The organism is Bifidobacterium polysaccharolyticum, assembly GCF_016101585.1.
GTDB classification, from domain to species: Bacteria; Actinomycetota; Actinomycetes; order Actinomycetales; family Bifidobacteriaceae; genus Bombiscardovia; species Bombiscardovia polysaccharolytica.
The window spans coordinates 1-20,165 of record NZ_JACFQG010000004.1 but is presented as its reverse complement, the minus strand read 5'-3'; the positions used below and the strand labels follow the sequence as shown (position 1 = coordinate 20,165).

17 protein-coding genes and 1 tRNA gene are annotated in these 20,165 nt (G+C 61.4%); all 18 read left to right on the top strand.

Annotation, left to right across the window (positions count from 1 at the left end):
• Positions 1–4 precede the first annotated feature (4 nt).
• The 18 genes from pheT (at position 5) to H3T90_RS06905 (ending at position 19,894) form a co-directional block, all read left to right on the top strand.
• A complete protein-coding gene (gene pheT, locus H3T90_RS06990; RefSeq protein WP_198230063.1) occupies positions 5–2,611 on the top strand; it encodes a phenylalanine--tRNA ligase subunit beta in 2,607 nt (868 codons plus the stop codon).
• A 27-nt stretch (positions 2,612–2,638) separates the two neighbouring features.
• A complete protein-coding gene (locus tag H3T90_RS06985) occupies positions 2,639–3,247 on the top strand; it encodes a DUF4190 domain-containing protein (protein WP_198208359.1) in 609 nt (202 codons plus the stop codon).
• Between the two features lie 120 nt (positions 3,248–3,367).
• The gene (locus H3T90_RS06980; RefSeq protein ID WP_198230062.1) at positions 3,368–3,958 is read left to right on the top strand and encodes a DJ-1/PfpI family protein; all 591 of its coding nucleotides are present in this window, start codon (positions 3,368–3,370) and stop codon (positions 3,956–3,958) included.
• 108 nt (positions 3,959–4,066) lie between these two features.
• On the top strand, positions 4,067–5,161 hold the full coding sequence (gene argC, locus H3T90_RS06975) for an N-acetyl-gamma-glutamyl-phosphate reductase (RefSeq protein WP_198230061.1): 1,095 nt from the start codon (positions 4,067–4,069) through the stop codon (positions 5,159–5,161).
• Positions 5,158–6,327, top strand: coding sequence for a bifunctional glutamate N-acetyltransferase/amino-acid acetyltransferase ArgJ (argJ, locus tag H3T90_RS06970; RefSeq protein ID WP_198230060.1), 1,170 nt, complete (start codon positions 5,158–5,160; stop codon positions 6,325–6,327). The genes argC and argJ overlap by 4 nt, the downstream gene beginning before the upstream one ends.
• Positions 6,328–6,398: 71 nt before the next feature.
• On the top strand, positions 6,399–7,346 hold the full coding sequence (gene argB, locus H3T90_RS06965; RefSeq protein ID WP_198230059.1) for an acetylglutamate kinase: 948 nt from the start codon (positions 6,399–6,401) through the stop codon (positions 7,344–7,346).
• A gap of 28 nt (positions 7,347–7,374) precedes the next feature.
• The gene (locus tag H3T90_RS06960) at positions 7,375–8,646 is read left to right on the top strand and encodes an acetylornithine transaminase (RefSeq protein WP_198230191.1); all 1,272 of its coding nucleotides are present in this window, start codon (positions 7,375–7,377) and stop codon (positions 8,644–8,646) included.
• 47 nt (positions 8,647–8,693) lie between these two features.
• Positions 8,694–9,668, top strand: coding sequence for an ornithine carbamoyltransferase (gene argF / locus H3T90_RS06955; protein WP_198230058.1), 975 nt, complete (start codon positions 8,694–8,696; stop codon positions 9,666–9,668).
• Entirely contained in the window at positions 9,668–10,204 is a 537-nt protein-coding gene (locus tag H3T90_RS06950; protein WP_046323077.1) for an arginine repressor, read from the top strand. The genes argF and H3T90_RS06950 overlap by 1 nt, the downstream gene beginning before the upstream one ends.
• 59 nt (positions 10,205–10,263) lie before the next feature.
• Positions 10,264–11,499, top strand: a complete 1,236-nt coding sequence (locus tag H3T90_RS06945) for an argininosuccinate synthase (RefSeq protein ID WP_121912662.1) — start codon at positions 10,264–10,266, stop codon at positions 11,497–11,499.
• A 17-nt stretch (positions 11,500–11,516) separates the two neighbouring features.
• Entirely contained in the window at positions 11,517–12,962 is a 1,446-nt protein-coding gene (argH, locus tag H3T90_RS06940) for an argininosuccinate lyase (protein ID WP_232350644.1), read from the top strand.
• Positions 12,963–13,052: 90 nt separating this feature from the next.
• Positions 13,053–13,784, top strand: a complete 732-nt coding sequence (locus H3T90_RS06935) for an SGNH/GDSL hydrolase family protein (protein ID WP_198230056.1) — start codon at positions 13,053–13,055, stop codon at positions 13,782–13,784.
• Positions 13,785–14,010: 226 nt separating this feature from the next.
• On the top strand, positions 14,011–15,342 hold the full coding sequence (gene tyrS, locus H3T90_RS06930) for a tyrosine--tRNA ligase (protein ID WP_046323074.1): 1,332 nt from the start codon (positions 14,011–14,013) through the stop codon (positions 15,340–15,342).
• A 23-nt stretch (positions 15,343–15,365) separates the two neighbouring features.
• The gene (locus H3T90_RS06925) at positions 15,366–17,519 is read left to right on the top strand and encodes a helicase (protein ID WP_198230055.1); all 2,154 of its coding nucleotides are present in this window, start codon (positions 15,366–15,368) and stop codon (positions 17,517–17,519) included.
• Positions 17,519–18,583, top strand: coding sequence for an HAD-IIA family hydrolase (locus H3T90_RS06920; RefSeq protein WP_198230054.1), 1,065 nt, complete (start codon positions 17,519–17,521; stop codon positions 18,581–18,583). The genes H3T90_RS06925 and H3T90_RS06920 overlap by 1 nt, the downstream gene beginning before the upstream one ends.
• A 5-nt stretch (positions 18,584–18,588) precedes the next feature.
• Positions 18,589–18,909: a hypothetical protein gene (locus H3T90_RS06915; RefSeq protein WP_198230053.1), complete on the top strand. Its 321-nt coding sequence runs from the start codon at positions 18,589–18,591 to the stop codon at positions 18,907–18,909.
• Between the two features lie 11 nt (positions 18,910–18,920).
• The gene (locus H3T90_RS06910; RefSeq protein ID WP_198230190.1) at positions 18,921–19,715 is read left to right on the top strand and encodes a TlyA family RNA methyltransferase; all 795 of its coding nucleotides are present in this window, start codon (positions 18,921–18,923) and stop codon (positions 19,713–19,715) included.
• A gap of 105 nt (positions 19,716–19,820) precedes the next feature.
• Positions 19,821–19,894, top strand: a tRNA-Arg gene (locus H3T90_RS06905).
• Positions 19,895–20,165: the final 271 nt, after the last annotated feature.

Sequence of the window (20,165 nt, the reverse complement as noted above, 5' to 3'; positions counted from 1 at the left end):
TCAGATGCCAATGGTAGATATCGACTGGCTCAAGGAGCATGTGCAGGTCCCTGAGGATCTGACCTATGAACAGCTGGCCAAGGACCTGGTCCGGGTCGGTCTGGAGGAAGAGGACATTCATCAGTCCACGGTGACCGGCCCCATCGTCGTCGGTTATGTGGTGGATGCCGAGCCTGAGCCTCAAAAGAACGGCAAAACCATCAACTGGTGCCATGTTGATGTGGGCGAGCAGTACAACGCTGTGGACGACCAGGGTCACAAGGTGCCTAGGGGCATCGTCTGCGGGGCCCCCAACATGGCTGCGGGCGAGAAGGTGGTGGTGACCCTGCCGGGGGCCGTCCTGCCTGGGGACTTCCGTATCGAACCGCGCAAGACCTACGGCCACATCTCGGACGGCATGTGCGCCTCCGAGCGTGAGCTGGGGCTGGGTTCGGACCATCAGGGCATCATCCTGCTGCGCAATTACGGGTTCACCCCCGAGCAGTACGAGCAGCTCAAGCCAGGTGACGATGCCATAGCTCTGCTCCATATGAACAGGCCTGTCCTTGAGATCAACATCACACCCGACCGCGGCTATGCCTTCTCCTACCGGGGGGTTGCCAGGGAATACCACCACTCCACGGGTGCTGAGTACACGGATCCGGTGATTGAGCTGAACAAGACAGTGCCGGCCTCTGCAGCTCAGGAGGATCAGGCTCCGCTGGCCGTGCGCATTCAGGACGAGAACCCTATTCACGGTCAGCCAGGCTGTGATCGGTACTACCTGCGTGCCTTGACCGGCTGCGACCCCAAGGCGGCCACTCCCAGCTGGATGCGTCGGCGGTTGGTACGTGCCGGCATGCGCTCCATCAGTCTGCCGGTGGACATCACCAACTATGTCATGCTGGATCTGGGCCAGCCCCTGCACGCCTATGATCTGGACAAGCTCAGTGGGCCCATCGTAGTCCGTAGGGCCAGGCAGGGTGAGCACCTGACCACTCTGGATGGCAAGGATCGCGAGCTCAGCACCGAGGATCTGCTCATTACCGACTCGCCCGAGGGGCAAGAGGGATCCCGTATCTTGGGTCTGGCCGGAGTCATGGGCGGTCTGTATGGAGAGGTGACCGATCAGACGCGGAATATTCTGATTGAGTCCGCCCACTTCGACCAGGTGACCATCGCCAGGACCGCACGTCGCCACAAGCTGCCCTCCGAGGCTTCCAAGCGCTTTGAGCGCGGGGTCGATCCGCAGATGCAGCCGGCTGCCGCGGCTATGGCCGCTGACCTGCTGCATCGCCTTGCCGGTGGCCAGGACCTGGATGCTCCGCTGGATATGAACCAGACCAAGCCCATGTCAGTCATCGACTTTGCTGTCAGCGAGGTGGCCAGGCTGACTGGACTGGATGTGGAACCCCAGCGCATTGTGGCCATTCTGCGCGACATAGGCTGCACGGTCCAAGGCGATCCTCAGGACCGGCTGTCCGTGACTCCGCCAACCTGGAGGCCCGACCTGGGCGAGGGCTGCGACCTGGTCGAAGAGGTGGCCCGCCTGGTGGGCTACGACCGTATCCCCGTCACCGTGCCATCACCCAAGGTTTCCGGAGCAATTGGTCTGACCGATCGCCAGCAGCGTCGCCGTTGGGTGGCTGACACCCTGGCCGAGTATGGGCTGACCGAGGTTCTGGACTATCCATTTGTTGGTGACAATGATTTCAAGGCCTTCGGCATGGATCCTGATGAGGTCCATATCAACAGCGTGGAGCTGGCCAACCCCATGGCCGCTGATAGGCCCTATCTGAGGCAGAGCCTGCTGCTGCCGCTGGCCAACACCGTGGAGCGCAACCTGCGACGTGGCAACACTGATGTGCGTCTCTTCGAGATCGGTTATGTCTTCCGTCGCGATCCCAAGGCTCCTGCGGTGCCTACACTTCCGGGCGGCGTGCGGCCCAGCGACGAAGATTTGGCCCGCCTGGACCAGGGTCTGCCAGAGCAACGGCTGCATGTGGCGGCCTTGCTGACAGGCCGGGCCCAGGAAGACGGCTGGCTTAAGGACAGCAGGGATGTGGACTGGACCGATGCAGTCGAATCGGCTCGCCGGGTTTTGGACAGGCTGGGTGCCGATTATCGGCTGGAGCAACCCTCAGCCGAGCAGGTGCCTGACCAGTGGCATCCGGGCCGCACCGCCAGGCTGGTCCTGGATGACGGCACGCTCGTCGGCATGGTGGGCGAGCTGCATCCTCGGGTTGATCAGGCTCTGGGTTTCCCTGCCCATTCTGCCGCTTTCGAGCTGAGCCTGGACATGGTGCTGGACCACCTGGACTACACACCCCTGCAGGCCAAGCCGGTCTCTACCTTCCCGCCGGTCCGTCAGGATCTGGCCTTCACTGTGCCGGACACGGTCTCGGCAGCTGATCTGACTTCCGCCATCAGAGAAGCGGCTGGGTCTAGTCTTGAATCCATCGAGCTGTTCGACGTTTTCACTGGCGATCAGATCGGTGAGCATGCAAAATCACTGGCCTTCGCAGTCACCTTCCGCGCCCCGGACCGCACCTTGACGTCCGAGGACAGCGAATCCCTGCGTCAGGCCATCGTTGACAAGACTGCGGGTCTGGGTGCCGTACTGCGCGCTTGACCGGGCATCACAAGGGGGCCGAGGGGCATGACGGATTCTCAAGAACAGGGCACAGCCGGTGGACCTGACCGCCAGGATCATGATGGAGGCGACCAGCCCTTGTACGGCGCACGCGCCGATCGTTATCCAGGGTGGAATCCGTACATATACGGTCGCCCAGACCCCGAACCTAAGGCCAAGGAATCCGATTCGTCACAAGGCAACCCCGCCAACCGGCCTATGCCCATGGCGGGGCAGCCGGCCCCAGGACGCGGCGGAAATCCCGGGAATCCTCAGGCCAGTCCAGGCGCTCCGGTCTGGCCTCCACAGGGCCTACCCGATCTGAACGACCCCTCCCAAAATCCGGTCTACGGTCACTGGGATCCCTGCGCCATCATCGCCTTCCTTATGGCCCTCTTCTTGCCCATGCCTGTGATTCCCGCTCTGCTGGGTGGCGTTTCCATGTATCGGACCCGCCGACTGCATATGAAGGGCTATGGATTGGCTATGGCTGCCCTGATCATCAACCTGCTTTTCACGCTTGCCTGGATCTGGCTGCTGGTCAACGGCATCTCCCTGAATGATTTCTACCAGCAGATGATGCCATCGCCCTCGACGGGCGGCGGCGGATCCGGCTCAGGTGGCGTCAGTGCCTGAAAACTCAAGGCGCTGGCTCCTTCTGGATGCGATTATGCATTTGCATTAGCCGGAATTCATGTTTGTGCATATGCTGTCAGCCTTGAGATATAGAGATCTACGAGGGGGATGTTCAATCAGATGGGTTTGGATATTAATATCGTCGTATTCGACGGGTTTGAACCCTTGGATGTTTTTGGCCCCTTTGAGGTTTTCATCAATACTGATGGCGCCCGAGTGCGGCTTTTCTCTCTTGACGGGCCCGGCATGAAAGTCGGTGAGGGCGGTGTCAGGGTCGAAACTGTAGGGCCAGAAGATATCAATTCCCAAGGGGTTCTGCTGATACCCGGCGGGTCCGGTACTCGAACTCTGGTTGGGGACGACCAATGGACAGGGCAGCTGGCAAGCTTGGCCGCCAGGTCGCCGCAGGTAATGACGGTCTGCACAGGCTCGGCTCTCTTGGCTGCCGCTGGTGTGCTCGACGGTCGGCGTGCGACCTCAAATGACTTGGCCTTTGACTGGGTCGTCAGCACAGGGAAGCGTGTGGACTGGATCAAGGATGCGCGCTGGGTGGTCGATGGCAAGTTTCGTACATCTTCGGGTATCTCGGCCGGCATCGATATGGCCTTGGCCTTTGTAGAGGAGGCGTGCGGGTCCGAGGCTGCGGAAAAGGCCAGCAGGCAAATGGAATATATCCGCAACAGAGACTCCGGTTATGACCCCTTCGCATAGTTGAAAGTGTTGCACAGCTAGAGCAGATATATAGCGACACGCCGAATTGCATAAATATGCGTTTTACTGCATGAGTATGTATGATGGTGCCCGATGAAGGGAGCACTCATGCGGCAATACACGGTGGCTGTAGCGGGAGCTTCGGGGTATGCCGGCTCGGAGATGATCCGTCTATTGGCGGCCCATCCAGCCTTTCAGGTATGCACGGTCACCGGTCATGGCTCCGCTGGCCGGTTGCTGGGGGAGTTCTCGCCCAACCTTCCGGAGTCGATAGCCTCGCTGCAGATTCAGGATACCGATCCAAAGATCTTGGCCGGCCACGATCTGGTGGTTCTGGCACTGCCTCACGGGGCTTCGGGTCCCTTGGCAGAGCAGCTGGATCCGCAATCGCTGATGGTCGACCTGGGTGCTGATCACCGGCTGGAGGATCCTGGCGACTGGCAAGACTACTACGGCGGGCCTTTCTCAAGCCCGTGGACCTACGGGATGCCTGAGCTGCTCAATCCGGGTGGCGGTCGCCAGCGTCAGCTGCTTGGACAGACTCGGCGGATCGCTGGTCCTGGCTGCAATGTCACGGCAGTCACTCTGGCCTTCCAACCTGCTTTAGCCGCCGGACTGGTGCAGACCGATGATCTGGTTGCTGACCTGGCGGTCGGCTACTCGGGCGCCGGACGCTCAGGCGGCAGAATGGATCTGCTGGCAGCCCAGGCCATCAATTCAGCCCATCCCTACTCGGTCGGAGGCACCCACCGGCATATCCCTGAGATTCTGCAAAATCTGCGTAAGGCCGCAGCTGCGAACCCGAGCATAGGGGGTCTTGGGAAACAACCCATCCGCATGGGGCTGACCCCTATACTGGTCCCCATGTCGAGGGGGATTCTGGCAGTGGTCTCAGCCAAGCTGAGCACGCGTGGACGGAGCATGGGGGTGTCTGATGTTCGCGAAATCTGGAAAGAGGTCTATGCCGGGGAGCAGTTTGTCGATCTGCTCCCCGAGGGCAGGCTTCCCTCCACGGCCGATGTGTACGGCTCCAACCGGGCCCAGGTCCAGGTAGCTGTGGACCAGCGCGCTGACCGCCTCTACGCTTTTGCAGCCATCGACAACCTGACCCGGGGCACCGCAGGCCAGGCACTTCAGGCCGTAAATCTGGCCTTGGGCCTACCTGAGGAGACCGGACTGACAACTATAGGAGTGGCACCATGAGCATCACCTACCCTGCAGGCTTCCGGACCGGCACCGCCATCGCCCACCGTCCGGGAGGCTCACAGCGCCGCAATCTGGCCCTGGTCGTCAACAGCGGACCCATGGACACGGCTGTGGGGGTCTTCACGCCCAACCGTTTCCGGGCCGCTCCGGTTATCTGGACCAGCAGGATCCTTGAAGAAGGCCGTGCCGGAGCCGTGGTCATCAACTCTGGTAATGCCAACGCCTGTACTGGTCCTGAGGGCCTGGACCAGGCCAGAGCCATGGCGGAGCGGACAGGAGAGATACTGGGCCTGCCGGCCAATCGGGTCGCTGTCTGCTCCACCGGGATTATCGGTCATCTGCTTCATCTGGATTCCATATTGACTGGCATTGACCAAGCTGCCCAGGGGATGTCGGCCAGTCAGGAGGCTGGTGAAGAGGCCGCCAAGGCCATATTGACCACCGACACCTGCACCAAGACAGTGGCCGTCGACGGGTCTGGCTGGCGGCTGGGGGGCATGGTCAAGGGTTCCGGGATGATCGCCCCGCAGCTGGCCACCATGATCTGTGTAATCACCACTGACGCCATTCTGGAGCCGGAACAGGCACGTCAAGCCCTATCCGAGGCTTGCCGGCTCAGCTTCAACCGAATCGACGTGGACGGGTGTATGTCTACCAACGACACCGTCCTGCTGATGGCCTCCGGGGCCTCTGGTGTACGGCCTGACTCCGAGCAGTTCCAGGAAAAGCTCGGTCAGGCATGCACGGATCTAGCTCATCGGATCGTGGCCGACGGCGAGGGCAGCAGGCATCGGATCCGCATCCGTGTGGACGGTGCCGAGAGCGAGAATGCAGCCCTTGCCTGCGCCCGGGCGGTCTCCGGCTCCACGCTGCTCAAATGCGCTGTGGCCGGGGAAGACCCTAACTGGGGTCGAGTGGTGTCTTCCCTGGGTACTGTGCCTGTTTCTACGGCGGCCTATGATCCAGCCCATGTGGATGTCAGTTTCAACGGCATCAAGGTCTGCCAGGGAGGCCGTCCCGGACAGGACCCGGAGCTGGTCGACCTGCATGTGCCCGAGGTCCACATTGATATTGACCTTGGTCAGGGCGACAGCCGGGCCACGGTATGGACCGATGACCTGACCCACGAATACGTGACCATCAATGCCGACTACCACACCTGACAGAAAGCCCGATCTGACGCGGTGCCAAGAACTGCAGCAATCGGAAGATGGTCATAAGGAAGGGGAAGAGGATGGCGGATGACGAGCAGGATGCCGAAGCTGAAAAGGCCTTGGACGACGCCCGCAAGGCCCAGGTGCTCATCGAGGCCCTGCCCTGGCTGGAGGAGTTCGCCGGCCAGCGAATCGTAGTCAAATACGGCGGCCATGCCATGGTGGACGACCATCTGCGCCAGTGCTTCGCCCAGGATATGGTCTTCCTGAGGCAGGTGGGCATGCATCCGGTGGTGGTGCACGGTGGCGGTCCGCAGATATCCCACATGCTTCAGGCCCTGGGGATTCCATCAGTCTTTCGTGGCGGCCTGCGGGTAACCACTCCGGAAACCATGAAGGTGGTTCGCATGGTGCTGACCGGACAGGTAGGCAGGGATCTGGTCGGTGCCATCAATGCTCATGGTCCCATGGCTGTCGGCCTGTCAGGGGAGGATGCCGGCCTGTTCAGTGCGGCCCGCCGTACTGGCATAGTGGACGGCCAACCGGTTGATTTAGGCCTGGTAGGCGAGGTCGTGGGCGTGGATGCCTCGGCCGTTGAGGACCTGATTGATGCCGGGCGGATCCCTGTTGTCTCCTCCGTGGCTCCGGATGAGCAGAATCCCACCCAAGTGCTTAACGTGAATGCCGACGCGGCCGCATCTGCTCTGGCGGTAGCTCTGGGGGCCCGGAAACTGGTCATTCTTACCGATGTGGAGGGACTGTACGCCAACTGGCCCCAGGCCGACTCCCTGGTCTCCAGCATCGGCGTGGAGCGGCTTGAGGATATGTTGGAGGACATGCATGAGGGGATGCGCCCCAAGATGGAGGCCTGTCTGCAGGCCGTGCGCTCCGGAGTGGGCGAGGCACACGTCATAGACGGACGGCGACCGCATTCCATGCTCAACGAGATATTCACCCGCAACGGCATCGGCACGGTGGTCGTGCCGGGCCGGGACATGATCATGAGGAGGAGCCATGATGAAGGCTGATGCGCCCACTGCCGAAACTGCTGAGCCAATGAGGACTCCTCAGGGGCCGCAGAGCAGTCAATGGGCAGACCGCTATGACCGCGTCCACATGCAGGTCTTCGGACGCCCGGGCAGGGTCATGGACCATGGCCAAGGCGCCTGGATCTGGGATTTGGATGGCAACCGCTATCTGGACATGATGGCCGGAATCGCGGTCAACGCCCTGGGTTACGCCCATCCTGCCTGGAACAAGGCCCTGGCTGAGCAGGCCGGAAAGATGGCCCATATCAGCAACTTCTTCGCCTCCAAGCCTCAGATCGAGCTGGCCGAACGGCTGCTGGACCTGGCTCAGGCCCCGGAGGGATCCCGCGTCTTCTTCGCCAACTCGGGAACCGAAGCCAATGAGGCGGCCATCAAGCTTGCCCGGCTGCATGGTGCTCGCATGGGCGGTCACCCTGGCCGGATCCTGGCTCTGACCCATAGTTTCCACGGCCGTAGCATGGGCTCCTTGAGCCTGACATGGAAGCCGGCCATCCGTGAGCCCTTCCAACCCCTGGTCCCGGGTATGGGCTTCCTGCCGGCAGAAGACGGCGATGCTATAGAGGAGGCCTTTGCACAGGCGGAGACCTCAGGAGAGCCGGTGGCCGCCGTCATCCTGGAGCTCATCCAGGGAGAGGCCGGGGTGCTACCGCTGAATCCTGACTACGTTCGGCAGGTGCGTGAGCTCTGTAGCCGGCATGGGGCCCTGATGATTTTGGACGAAGTGCAGACCGGCATGGGCAGGACCGGTCACTGGTTTGCCTTTCAGGACCAGAGCCTGTCCGGGGGAGCCTGTCCTGATGTGCTCACCTTCGCCAAGGGGGTCGCAGGCGGATTCCCCATGGGCGGGATGATCACCTTCGGTCCTGGGCCATCAGGTCTGCTGACCCCTGGCATGCACGGATCCACCTTTGGAGGCAATCCTCTGGGATCGGCCCTGGCACTGACCACCTTGGAGACCATCCAGCGGGAGGGCCTGCTGGAACGGGCACGGCAGATGGGGGAGAGGCTACGCGCTGGCCTTACCGATTGCGGGAATCCCCTTTATAACCAGGTCAGAGGCAGGGGGCTGCTGGATGCGGTCCAGCTGAGTGCTCCCTGTGCCGGGGATCTGGCTTCCTGGGCTTTGGGCCATGGGCTGATCGTCAATGCAGTGGCCCCTGATGCACTGCGTCTGGCTCCGCCTTTGATCATTCAAGCCGACCAGATCGACCTGGCCGTGGATATCCTGTCTAAGGCTCCGGTCAGTCTCGGGAAGGGCTTGCGGCAGGATGGTCAGTGAAATCAGCCATCAATGACGTGCGTAGTCATAGCGATAGGGAGGCAGAGATGAACAAGGGTTTGCGGCACATGCTGCGTGACGACGACCTCAACCACGAGGAGCAGCTGGAGGTGCTTCGGCTGGGCATGGCCTTCAGGACCAATCCCTATTTGTCCCAGCCTTACCATGGACCTCAGGCCGTGGCGATCATTTTCGACAAGCCCAGCACTCGCACCAGAACCAGCTTCTGCGTAGGCGTGGCCCAGCTGGGCGGCTATCCCATGGTCATTGACAGCTCTGGCTCACAGCTTGGCCGTGGCGAGCCCGTGGCGGACACCGCCAACGTGCTGACACGGATGACATCCACCATCGTCTGGCGCACCTTCGGCCAGGATCGGGTGGAGACCATGGCTGCCCATTCCACCGTGCCCGTCATCAACGCGCTGACCGATTCCTTCCATCCCTGCCAGGTTTTGGCCGACTTCCTAACCCTGGCACAGCATCGGGGTGGGGTCGACGCCCTGGCTGGCATGACCATCGCCTATCTGGGAGACGCAGCCAACAACATGGCCAACTCCTATCTGCTGGGCGGGGCAGTAGCCGGTATGAACGTGCGGATTGCCGGTCCCCACGGCTTTCTGCCCGATCCGAGCCTGGTGGAACAGGCGCAGACTTTGGCCGCTGAAAACGGCGGATCCATTCTGGTCACTACGGATCCTGTTCAGGCTGTGGAGGACGCCGACTGCGTCTTCACCGACACCTGGGTCTCCATGGGCGAGGAGGACCAGTACGCCATTCGCTCCCATCCCTTCCAGCCCTATCAGGTCAATGCCGCACTTATGGCCCATGCCCGTCCGGATGCCCTCTTCCAGCACTGCCTGCCCGCCTACAGGGGCCGGGAGGTTACGGCCGAGGTTATCGACGGCCCACAGTCCGTAGTCTGGGACGAGGCTGAAAACCGGCTGCACGCCCAGAAGGCCCTGATGACCTGGCTGGTGGCCCGTTCCTGGGGTGATGAATCCCTTTTGCAAGGGGTGTGCTGATGCGTCCGACGACCAAGGTGGCCCGGCTGGATGCCATCCGCCAGGCCCTGAACCGGCATCGGGTCAATTCCCAGCAGCAGCTGTCGGCCTTGCTGGCAGAGCAGGGCATCGAAGTGACCCAGGCCACCCTGAGCCGGGATCTGGACGACCTGCATGCCACCAAGCTCCGGTATGCAGACGGGAGCATGGCCTACTGGATTCCCGCCACCACCGATCAGCAGGCCATGGAGGCCGCTGCCGCCGAGGGGCCTGAGGTCGAAGGGGAGAACAAGACCGATGCTTACCTGGCCAAGATTCTGACCGGGCTGATCACCTCAGTGGCCAGGGCCCGCAACCTGCTGGTGGTCAGAACCCCGGCCGGCGCCGCCCAGTATGCAGCTTCCGCACTGGACCGCCAGCCCATCAATGGAATCCTAGGCACCATAGCTGGGGACGACACGATTCTGATCATCGCTGCAGACGATGAATCGGCTTCATCCCGGGCCGACTGGCTGATGACCATCGTCTCCGGCCAGGAGGATGCCAAGGCCCGATGATCACTGAAAGTACGAACTGAATATCTAAAAGTGTGAAATTAGAAGGAAAGAGGATCGCCATGACCGAAAACAATCGCATCGTGCTGGCCTACTCGGGCGGCCTGGACACCTCGGTGTCCATTCCCTACCTCAAGGAGCGCACTGGCAAGGATGTGGTGGCCGTCTCCCTGGATGTGGGGCAGGGCGGGGAGCGTCTGCAGACCATCCGCCAGCGTGCCTTGGACTGCGGGGCAGTCGAGTCCGTCGTGGTGGATGCCCGGGACGAGTTCGCCAGGGACTACTGCATGCTGGCGCTCAAGGCCAATGCCATGTACGAGGGCGTCTACCCGCTGGTATCAGCCATCTCAAGGCCGCTGATCACCAAGCATCTGGTTCAGGCGGCCCACCAGTACGGTGCCGACACCATAGCCCACGGTTGCACCGGCAAGGGCAACGACCAGGTCCGTTTCGAGGTCTCCATCATGTCCATCGACCCTTCGCTGAAGGCCATCAGCCCAATCCGAGACCTGGGACTGATGCGGGATGTGGAGATCGCCTACGCCAAGGAGCACCATCTGCCCATCGAGCAGACCGAGGAGAGCCCCTATTCCATCGACCAAAATGTCTGGGGGCGGGCCATCGAGACCGGTTACCTGGAGGATCCCTGGAATGGGCCCACCAAGGATGTCTACTCCTACACCGACGATCCTGCCTTCCCGCCGGTCGAGGATGAGGTGACCATCGACTTCGAGCAGGGCATCCCCGTGCGCATCGACGGCAGGGCCGTCACCCCTCTGGAGGCCATCGAAGAGATGAACCGGCGCGCCGGAGCCCAGGGGATCGGACGCGTGGATCTGATCGAGGACAGGTTGGTGGGCATCAAGTCCCGCGAGCTCTATGAGGCTCCTGGCGCCGTGGCCCTGATCACCGCCCACCAGGAGCTGGAGAACTGCTGTCTGGAGCGCGAACAGCACCGGATCAAGCGCGACATCGACAAGCGCTGGGGCGAGCTGGTCTACGATGCCCAGTGGTATTCGCCGGCCGTCCGCTCGCTGAACGCCTTCATCGAGGAGACCCAGCGCTATGTCTCCGGCCGCATCCGCATGGTCATGCACGGGGGACGGGCCGTGGTCACTGGTCGGCACTCCGACAGCTCCCTCTACGACTACAGCCTGGCCACCTACGAGTCCGGCGACAGCTTCGACCAGAACGCCTCCAACGGGTTCATCGCCATCTATGGCCTGGCCGACAAGGTGGCCGCCGCCCGTGATATGCGCTTCGGCAACGGCATCGCGCAGGACGGACAAGAGCAGTGAGCACCGGCGACAAGCCCATGGCTCTCTGGGGCGGGCGCTTCAGCGGAGGTCCCTCACCGGCGCTGGTCGAGCTGAGCCGGTCCACCCAGTTTGATTGGCGACTGGCCGATGACGACCTGGCCGGTTCCCGGGCTCACGCTCGGGCTCTCAACCGTGTTGGGTTGCTGGATGATGACGAACTGGCACGCATGGATAAGGCCCTGGATGAGCTCCAGGACCAGGTGGATTCCGGCGCCTTCGCCCCTGAACCTGGCGATGAGGATGAGGCCACAGCATTGGAGCGGGGCCTGATTGACATAGCGGGGGATCAGCTGGGCGGCAAGCTGCGGGCCGGGCGCTCGCGCAACGATCAGATCGCCACCCTTATTCGGATCTGGCTGCGCCGTCACGCCCGGGTGCTGGCCAAGAATCTGCTGCGCACGGCACAGGCTCTAATGGATCAGGCCCGTGCGGCGGGAACTACGGTCATGCCTGGCCGCACACACATGCAGCACGCTCAGCCTGTCCTGCTGTCCCACCAGCTCATGGCCCATGTCTGGCCTCTTATCCGTGACCTGGAACGCCTGAGGGACTGGGACCAGCGTGCCGATGCCAGTCCATATGGATCCGGCGCGCTCGCCGGCACCACCCTGGGTCTGGACCCACTACCAGTGGCACGGGATTTGGGCTTTAGCCGGGTCTGTGCCAACTCCATCGATGGGACTGCAGCAAGGGATGTGGTGGCCGAGTTCGCCTTTGTCGCTGCCATGATCGGCGTGGATCTGTCCCGGCTGGCCGAGGAGATCATCATCTGGAACACCCAGGAGTTCGCCTTTGTCCGCCTGGACGACGGCTACTCGACCGGGTCCTCCATCATGCCTCAAAAGAAGAATCCGGACGTGGCTGAGCTGGCTCGCGGCAAGGCCGGTCGGCTGGTCGGGGATTTGGCTGGTCTGCTGACCACTCTCAAGGGGCTGCCGACAGCTTATGCGCGCGACCTGCAGGAGGACAAGGAGGCGGTCTTCGACCAGGTGGACACTTTGGAAGTCCTGCTGCCCGCCTTTGCCGGCATGGTCGCCACTTTGACCTTCAACAAGGATCGCCTGGAGGAGCAAGCCCCCACAGGATTTGCTCTGGCCACCGACTTGGCCGAGTGGCTGGTCAGACAGGGGGTGCCCTTCCGGCATGCCCACGAACTCTCCGGGGCCTGCGTCAAGCTGGCCGAGGGTCGTGGTTGCGAGCTGGCTGACTTGGATGATGACGATTTCGTCAGGGTCTTCGCTGACTGGGTACCTGCCGATCAAGCCCCGAAGGTCCGTTCAGTCCTGACCGCCGGGGGAGCCGTGCGTGCTCGCCAGGGCCAGGGGGGCACTGCGCCGGAGAGGGTAAAGGAGCAGATGGACCAGGCTGCACATACGTTGGAGGAGCTGAAGACCTTCGCTGACTCGCAGTCTGATGGGCCTGCCTACCGTCCGCCCAGGTGAGTTTTCTGGTTTCCGCCAGGCCGGTGTTCGCGTTAAAATTCCGAACGGCAATTCCCCAAGAGGGACGGCAAACGGCGAAAGGCGGCGGACATGAATCCGGTGGCACTGGTCCAGGCTTGGTGGGCCAAGGAGCACATCACTCTGGCAAAAGAGCCGCCTGGCTCACGCTGCGGGCTGTGTTCGCCTCCGGACCAAGGCCGTGACCTGGAGCCGCTGACCATGCTGGTGGTGGGCGACTCCATGGCGGTCGGCTGCGGGGTAAAGGACCAGAGTCAGGGCTTCGTCCCTGACATAGCCGCATGCCTGGCCACTCGGCTGGGGCGTCCGGTCTCCTGGTCGACCCAGGGTCGGCTGGGGGCCACCATCCGCAGGGTCCGCTACCGGTTTCTTCCTGCCTTGCAGGACCATTCTGATCTGCTCGTCCTGTGTGCAGGTTCCAACGACATCATGGCCAACCGCACCGATGAGCAGTGGCGGGATGACCTGGCAGCCAGCATCGAGCTGGCTAAAAATAAGGGCCGCCAGGTGCTGGTCCTCAGCTCCGGTCAGCTCTATCGGGATCCTGCCCTGGGCCGGGCGCTCAGGGCCGAGGTGGAGCGTCGGATAGCCCGCCAGACGCAGACCAGCCGTCAGGTCTGTCAAGAGGCTTCGGTGCCCTTCGTGGATGCTACCCGCGACGATGTCGGCACTGACCGACCCGACTTCTGGGGCATCGATCACTTCCATCCGGGGATAGAAGGTTACCGGCGCATGGCTGCCTGTGTGGTCGACCATATTCCCCAAGACTTAATTGATCAGTTGTCCGTGAATGCGCATTCCTGATTTGAATGCAACGATTGCTCTGAGAAGTTCCCGCTGGTCGTTCTGCCTTAGCGAGACGGTTAGCGGTCAATAGTCAATCAACAGCGGCTGATTGGCAATGAATAATCAGTCCGGCTTGGTCAGGCCTTGTTTGCGGCGGTCTGCGGGTCTGCCGTGTCGGTATCTGTTGCAAGAATAGTAGGGTTTAGCATACATTCATCAAATATTCGATAGGGAGTAGCCTCTCATGTCGCAGGTCACCGATTTCAGGCAGGCGGGTTTCGACTCGCTTTTCGACGAACTCAAGTGGCGCGGTCTCATTGCCCAGTGCACGGACGAGTCCGAGCTCAGGAAGGTGCTGGCCGACCCCTCGGTGACCTATTATTGCGGATTTGACCCTACTGCCCCCTCACTGCACGTGGGCAATCTGGTCCAGCTGCTCAACATGCGCCATCTGCAGGCGGCCGGTCTGCATCCCATCGCCGTTGTGGGCGGGGCCACCGGGCTGATTGGTGACCCTCGTCAGTCGGGGGAGCGCACCCTGAATCCCAAGCAGACCGTGGCCGAGTGGACCGAGCGCCTTCGTGGCCAAATCGGTCGTTTCCTGGATACCGAGGGGGACAACCCCGTCCGGTTCGTCAACAACTACGAGTGGACCGGGTCCATGAGCACCATCGACTTCCTGCGCGATGTGGGCAAGAACTTCCGCATGGGCACCATGCTGGCCAAGGACACGGTGGCCCGCCGTCTGGACTCCGACGAAGGCATCTCCTTTACCGAGTTCAGTTACCAGGTGCTTCAGGGCAACGATTTCCTGGAGCTCTTCGATCGCTACGGATGCAGTCTGCAGCTGGGCGGCAGCGACCAGTGGGGGAACCTGACCAGCGGCCTGGACCTGATTCGCAAGGTGCGCAATGCCTCTGTCAACGTCATGACCAGCCCGTTGATCACCGACTCCCAGGGCAAAAAGTTCGGCAAGTCGGAGGGCAATGCAGTCTGGCTGGATCCCACCATGTTCAGCCCCTACCGCTTCTACCAGTTCTGGTTCAACCAGCCTGACGACCAGGTGGTCAAGCTGCTGAAGACCTTCACCTTCCTGCCCAAGGCCGAGATTGAGCGTCTGGAGGAGAAGACCGCCCAGGATCCGGGCGCTCGCGAGGCCCAGAAGGTCCTGGCCTGGCAGGTGACCTCCTATGTGCACGGCGAGCATGCCGCTCAGGGGGCCATTGATGCCTCTGGTGCCCTCTTCGGTCGTGGCAAGACCCTGGAGGAGCTGGACGAGGATGTGCTGGATTCTGCTCTGGACGGGCTCAAGGTCGATGATGGTCAAGGCGGGCGTGCTCTGCCCGCAGCCAGCGAGGGCCAGCGTCTGGTGGAGGCCGGGGTTGCGGCCGGACTCTTCCGTTCAGTCTCCGAGGCTCGTAAGACTGTGGCATCGGGTGGCTTCTATCTGAATAACCAGCGGGTCGAGGATCCGGATCAGGTATTGGGGAACAAAGACTTTCTGCATGGGCGCTTCGCCCTGGTTCGCAGAGGAAAGAAGGCCCTGGGCGCGCTTGAGCGTCGGGCCGGCAAGTAGGAACGTAGGAATTAAGGACACTGATGGCAGAAGAACACAATCATTCCCGTGGCGATCGCGGACGGGGCCGGGGCGGTTCGCGCCCGGGCGGCCGTCGCTCTTCGGGCTTCCACAAGGGCGGTTCGCATTCGGGTGGATACCGCTCCGGAGGCTATCGTTCGGGAGGTCACCGTTCCGGCAACTTCCACAACCATGACGGCGAGGGCGGCGAAGAGCGTCGTTCCGAGAACAGGAATGGCCAAAGGCCCTTCCGCGGACGCGGACACGACCGGTTCGACCGCGACAATCGCGGATACAGACATGACCGTCAGGATGGTCACGGCGGCTTCCGCAGGGATTCCGACCGTGACCGCCACGGCCGTCGGCAGGATGGCGACCGTCCACGTCGCGACTTCCATGCCAACGGGAATGGCGGATATGGGCATCGTGATCGTGACAACGATCGCGGTCGGTCGGGGTATGGCGGCGATCGTCGTTCCGGGCGCGGCTACCAGCGGCATGACCGTGACCGTGATCGTAGCCAGGGCTTCCACGGGGACCACCGTCGGGATGACGACCGGAGGTTTGATCGTCGGCAGGATGAGCGGTCCGGTGGGGATCGCCCCTGGAACAACCGCTCCCGTGATGACCGTCCACGTCATGACCGTTCACATGGGGATCGTCCCTACGGCAACCGCTCCTATGGCGACCGCTCCCGTGATGACCGTCGTCAAGGCGGCTATCGGGGCGACCGTTCCCGTGGCGACAGGTATCAGGGCCAGCATGGCCGTGATGACCGTCGTCGTAACGATCATCGCCATGACGACCGCCGCGGGTCCTATCAGCGTGACCGCCAGAATGGCTATGACCGTGCTCGCCGCAACTCAGACGGGACCATCTCCTACCCCTCGCAGAACCCCTATACGGACCGTCGGCCCGGCGAGCCCAAGATGCCCAAGGGGCTGGAATGGTCCATGCTCTCCAAGGATGACCGCCTGCGCCTGCGTGGACTGAGTAAGGAGCACGCGGAGAACATCGGTCTGCACATCCTGGCCGCCTACGCGCTGGAGGAGACCGATCCCCAGGGGGCCCTGGCACATGCCAAATGGGCTGCACGACAGGCTTCCAGGATTGATCTTGCCCGGGAGACCCTGGCCTTGGTCGCCTACCGTCAAGGCGACTACAAGCTGGCCTTGAAGGAGTTCCGTACCGCACACCGTATGAACGGCTACTCTGATTACCTGCCCTTCATCGCAGACTGCGAACGTGGTTTGGGCAATCCCCGCAAGGCCATTGAGGAGGCTACCTCCGAGGAGGGCAGCCAGCTGCAGGGCGAGTCCAAGGCGGAGATGTTCCTGGTTTATGCCGGAGCGCTGGGTGATCTGGGCTTGTGGGACAAGGCTATCGAGACCGTTCAGGCCCTGGTCAAGGCCCGCGGGCTCAGCGGCGACTACCGGATGCGTGCCGTGCAGGCAGAGCAGAACTTCCTTGAACAGGCTGGTCGCAGCCAGGAGGCTCTGGAGTTGGAACCCCTGCTGGATCGACTGGAAGCGGAGTATGCCGACGAGGATGAGGACGAGGATGGCCAGAAGGACGTGCAAACCGAGGAGATCCTGATCGACTACGACCTGGAGCACCTGGATCCGGCCATGATGGAGGATCTCTCCATTGACCCGGATGGCGGTGAGAACGACTCGGATGAGGATGAGAATGAAGATGCCGAGTCTGATGCCACTGATGCGTCTGATCAGGGTGCTGATGACAGTAAGGGTGAGGAATTTCCCGAATCGGTAGCTTCGAACGATTCAGCGGACTCAACTGACACAGGTGATCCAATTGATTCGACTGAATCATCTAATTCAGCTGATACATCCGATAAAGTTGATTCAACTGGTTCGTCTGACTTAGCCTGTTCAGCCGAAATGCCGGAATCCGAAATCCAGAAATCGTCAGATGACGTGGAGCAAATCGGGGGAGAGCCTTCTCATCTTGATGCAGAAACTTCGGACGAAGGTTCTCAAAGCGACCAGAACGGTAGCGAAGCTGACACAACTGTTACTGGCGAAGCTGCTGATGGCGGTGACGCGACTGTTCAGGATGCAGGATCCGATGCAGACACTATCGATGATCAAAATGAGCAGGTCAGGGATGAGCAGGTCAAGGAGCCCGGTACATCTGATGAAGACAGGGCTGAATAGTGACCGTCTTTCTCAAAGGGACTGATGACGCTCCGGCAAAAACCTACCGTCTGGCTCTACTGGACTTGGACGGGGTGGTCTACCGGGGCGCTGACCCTGTAGAGTATGCGGCCGAGGGCATTGACCGTGCTCAGATGCTTGGCATGCGCATGGCTTACACCACCAACAATGCATCCCGGTTCCCGCATGTGGTGGCTGATCAACTGCGCGGTTTCGGTTTGACCTTGGACGATGGCCAGGTCATCACCTCTGCCGTCGTTGCGGCACGAATGCTGCGCCGACACCTGCAGGATGGCGCCAGGGTACTGGTCATTGGATCCGATCATCTACGAGATCAGATCCGCCTCAATGGGATGGTGCCTGTATACAAGGCTGCAGATCAGCCAGAGGCCGTCATCCAGGCTTGGTATCCCGAGTTGAGTTGGCAGGACCTGGCCCGGGCTGCCTTTGCCATAGAAAACGGTGCACGTTACTTCACTACCAACAAGGATCAGACCCTGCCCCGCGAAGGTGGTATGGCACCAGGCAATGGAGCCATGCTCCAACCGGTGATTCTGGCTACTGGCAAGCAGCCGGAGGACTCGGCCGGCAAGCCGGAATCGGCCATGTACGACGAGGCTCGACAGCTGTTGGCCGATAGCCAGGAGAAGAACTTGGACGTTGACCAATGCCTGCCTGTAGGTGATCGTCTGGACACCGACATCGAGGCAGCTAACAGGGGCGGGTACGACTCCATGGTCGTCCTGACAGGCGTGGCCCGAACCCCCGCCATTCTGACTGCACCTGCCAAGTTGCGGCCGACCTATTTGGCTGAAGACCTGCGTGGTCTGACTATGCCACAACCCCAGCCCAGTAAGGAGGCAGACCAGACCTGGCACTGCGGCGGTCAAACAGCAAAAGTAGATGATAACGGGCATGTCACCTTGCGCGCTCTTGAGGGTGGCGGCGATCCCCTATCTGATCTGGATGCTGTTCGAGCCTGCGCCTGTGCACTATGGGAGTACCAGGATTGCGGCGGGGACATGGACTCGCTGGATCTGCCCGCCTTCATTGTAGGGGCATAGCGGCCATGTCGGAAGAGGTCAAGTCTGGACAGCTTGGAGCGAGTGGATCATCCCAGGAATCAAATCACTACGTGCTACATGAGCAGTCCGGCCAGACTGAGCAGCCTGTAGAGCATGAGCCTTCTAGACGGTCCTCACAGGCAGATGATGAGGATACGACTGGGTCAGCACCTGAAGAGCCCATGGATAAGCAAGCCATGGCCCCTCTTTTGGAGCGTTTTCCTGATTTGGTTCAATTGGACAATCTGGACGATGCCCAACAGGTTGAGCTGCTCGGCAAGGTGCTGACGGGGCTCCAGCAGGACCTAAACCGGGAGGGCAAGTGAACGATGAGGACATGGTCGTCAGCGCTTGGGCCGGTGTGCGAAGAACCGTGGCTCTCACCCGCGACCGGCTTGACCGCATCCTGCCTGCACAGGGGCTGACGGATTCACGAGCCAGAGCCCAGGCGCTGATTCGTCAGGACCGGGTTATGGTCAACGATCATCTGGTATCAAAACCTGCTCAGAGCGTCCAGCCAGGCGATGTGATTCTTCTGGACCCGGGCGATGACTATGCCTCACGGGGAGCGTTGAAGCTGGAGGGCGCCCTGACGGCTTTTGCTGCGCAGGGGATGCGTGGTCCGCGTGACAGGCTCTGCCTCGATATCGGGGCATCTACGGGCGGTTTCACCGATGTTCTGCTCAGGCATGGCGCACGGCGAGTTATCGCCCTTGATGTGGGCCACGGACAGCTGCTGAAAAGGATTGCCGCTGATCCTAAGGTGATCGACATGAGTGGTGTCAACATACGCGAAGTCCGGACGGGGGACCTGCCTTATCGTCCGGACTATGTGGTCTCGGATGTGTCTTTTATCTCGCTGACTTATGTCATTCCAGTCCTGCCTGCCTTGCTGGCGCCTGTTGCTAACTGCCTGCTGCTGGTCAAGCCCCAGTTTGAGGTCGGACGTAGCCTGCTGGGTCATCATGGCATTGTGACGGACGAGGACAGCAGGCAAGAGGGTTTGGAGCGGGTCTTGGCCTGTGCGCGCGAGCATGGATTTGCTGTCCGAGCTACCATGCCATCGCCCATAACCGGAGCCCACGGCAACGTTGAATATTTGCTCTGGTTGTCTTGGTCACAGTCGGCCTGAATCCTGTGGTTCACTCTTCCCGCGCGACACTCCAGACTGGACAGAATCCACAGTTGCGGTAGTATAAATGAGTTGTCAAAAACGAGTTCCTCGTCAAGATGACATGCGCCAGTAGCCCAACGGATTAGAGCAGCTGACTACGGATCAGCAGGTTGCAGGTTCGAATCCTGTCTGGCGCACGAGCTGGTAATGGTTCTAAGGCTGATGGCCTTGGAGCCATTTTTGCTTTTAAAGACAAGCACATCGTATATGCAATGTCCGGGCTATAGGAACTAAACGTGTTGTTTATGTTGGGGGTTTGGCCTTGTGGCTGTAAGCGTGTTGGGTGGTTGTTAATAGGTCGGGTTGTTAATAGGGGTCTTGCTGGGGTGCCCGTTCCTGTTCGATTGGGGAATGAGAACCAGATCGAAGAGGGCCAGGCATTGCCCCATATGCCATGGGCGGATGCGC

Excerpts from the sequence above, each read along its gene's own strand:
- pheT (WP_198230063.1), top strand. The coding sequence starts at position 5 with ATGCCAATGGTAGATATCGACTGGCTCAAGGAGCATGTGCAGGTCCCT.
- H3T90_RS06985 (WP_198208359.1), top strand. The coding sequence starts at position 2,639 with ATGACGGATTCTCAAGAACAGGGCACAGCCGGTGGACCTGACCGCCAG.
- H3T90_RS06980 (WP_198230062.1), top strand. The coding sequence starts at position 3,368 with ATGGGTTTGGATATTAATATCGTCGTATTCGACGGGTTTGAACCCTTG.
- argC (WP_198230061.1), top strand. The coding sequence starts at position 4,067 with ATGCGGCAATACACGGTGGCTGTAGCGGGAGCTTCGGGGTATGCCGGC.
- argJ (WP_198230060.1), top strand. The coding sequence starts at position 5,158 with ATGAGCATCACCTACCCTGCAGGCTTCCGGACCGGCACCGCCATCGCC.
- argB (WP_198230059.1), top strand. The coding sequence starts at position 6,399 with ATGGCGGATGACGAGCAGGATGCCGAAGCTGAAAAGGCCTTGGACGAC.
- H3T90_RS06960 (WP_198230191.1), top strand. The coding sequence starts at position 7,375 with ATGAGGACTCCTCAGGGGCCGCAGAGCAGTCAATGGGCAGACCGCTAT.
- argF (WP_198230058.1), top strand. The coding sequence starts at position 8,694 with ATGAACAAGGGTTTGCGGCACATGCTGCGTGACGACGACCTCAACCAC.
- H3T90_RS06950 (WP_046323077.1), top strand. The coding sequence starts at position 9,668 with ATGCGTCCGACGACCAAGGTGGCCCGGCTGGATGCCATCCGCCAGGCC.
- H3T90_RS06945 (WP_121912662.1), top strand. The coding sequence starts at position 10,264 with ATGACCGAAAACAATCGCATCGTGCTGGCCTACTCGGGCGGCCTGGAC.
- argH (WP_232350644.1), top strand. The coding sequence starts at position 11,517 with ATGGCTCTCTGGGGCGGGCGCTTCAGCGGAGGTCCCTCACCGGCGCTG.
- H3T90_RS06935 (WP_198230056.1), top strand. The coding sequence starts at position 13,053 with ATGAATCCGGTGGCACTGGTCCAGGCTTGGTGGGCCAAGGAGCACATC.
- tyrS (WP_046323074.1), top strand. The coding sequence starts at position 14,011 with ATGTCGCAGGTCACCGATTTCAGGCAGGCGGGTTTCGACTCGCTTTTC.
- H3T90_RS06925 (WP_198230055.1), top strand. The coding sequence starts at position 15,366 with ATGGCAGAAGAACACAATCATTCCCGTGGCGATCGCGGACGGGGCCGG.
- H3T90_RS06915 (WP_198230053.1), top strand. The coding sequence starts at position 18,589 with ATGTCGGAAGAGGTCAAGTCTGGACAGCTTGGAGCGAGTGGATCATCC.
- H3T90_RS06910 (WP_198230190.1), top strand. The coding sequence starts at position 18,921 with ATGGTCGTCAGCGCTTGGGCCGGTGTGCGAAGAACCGTGGCTCTCACC.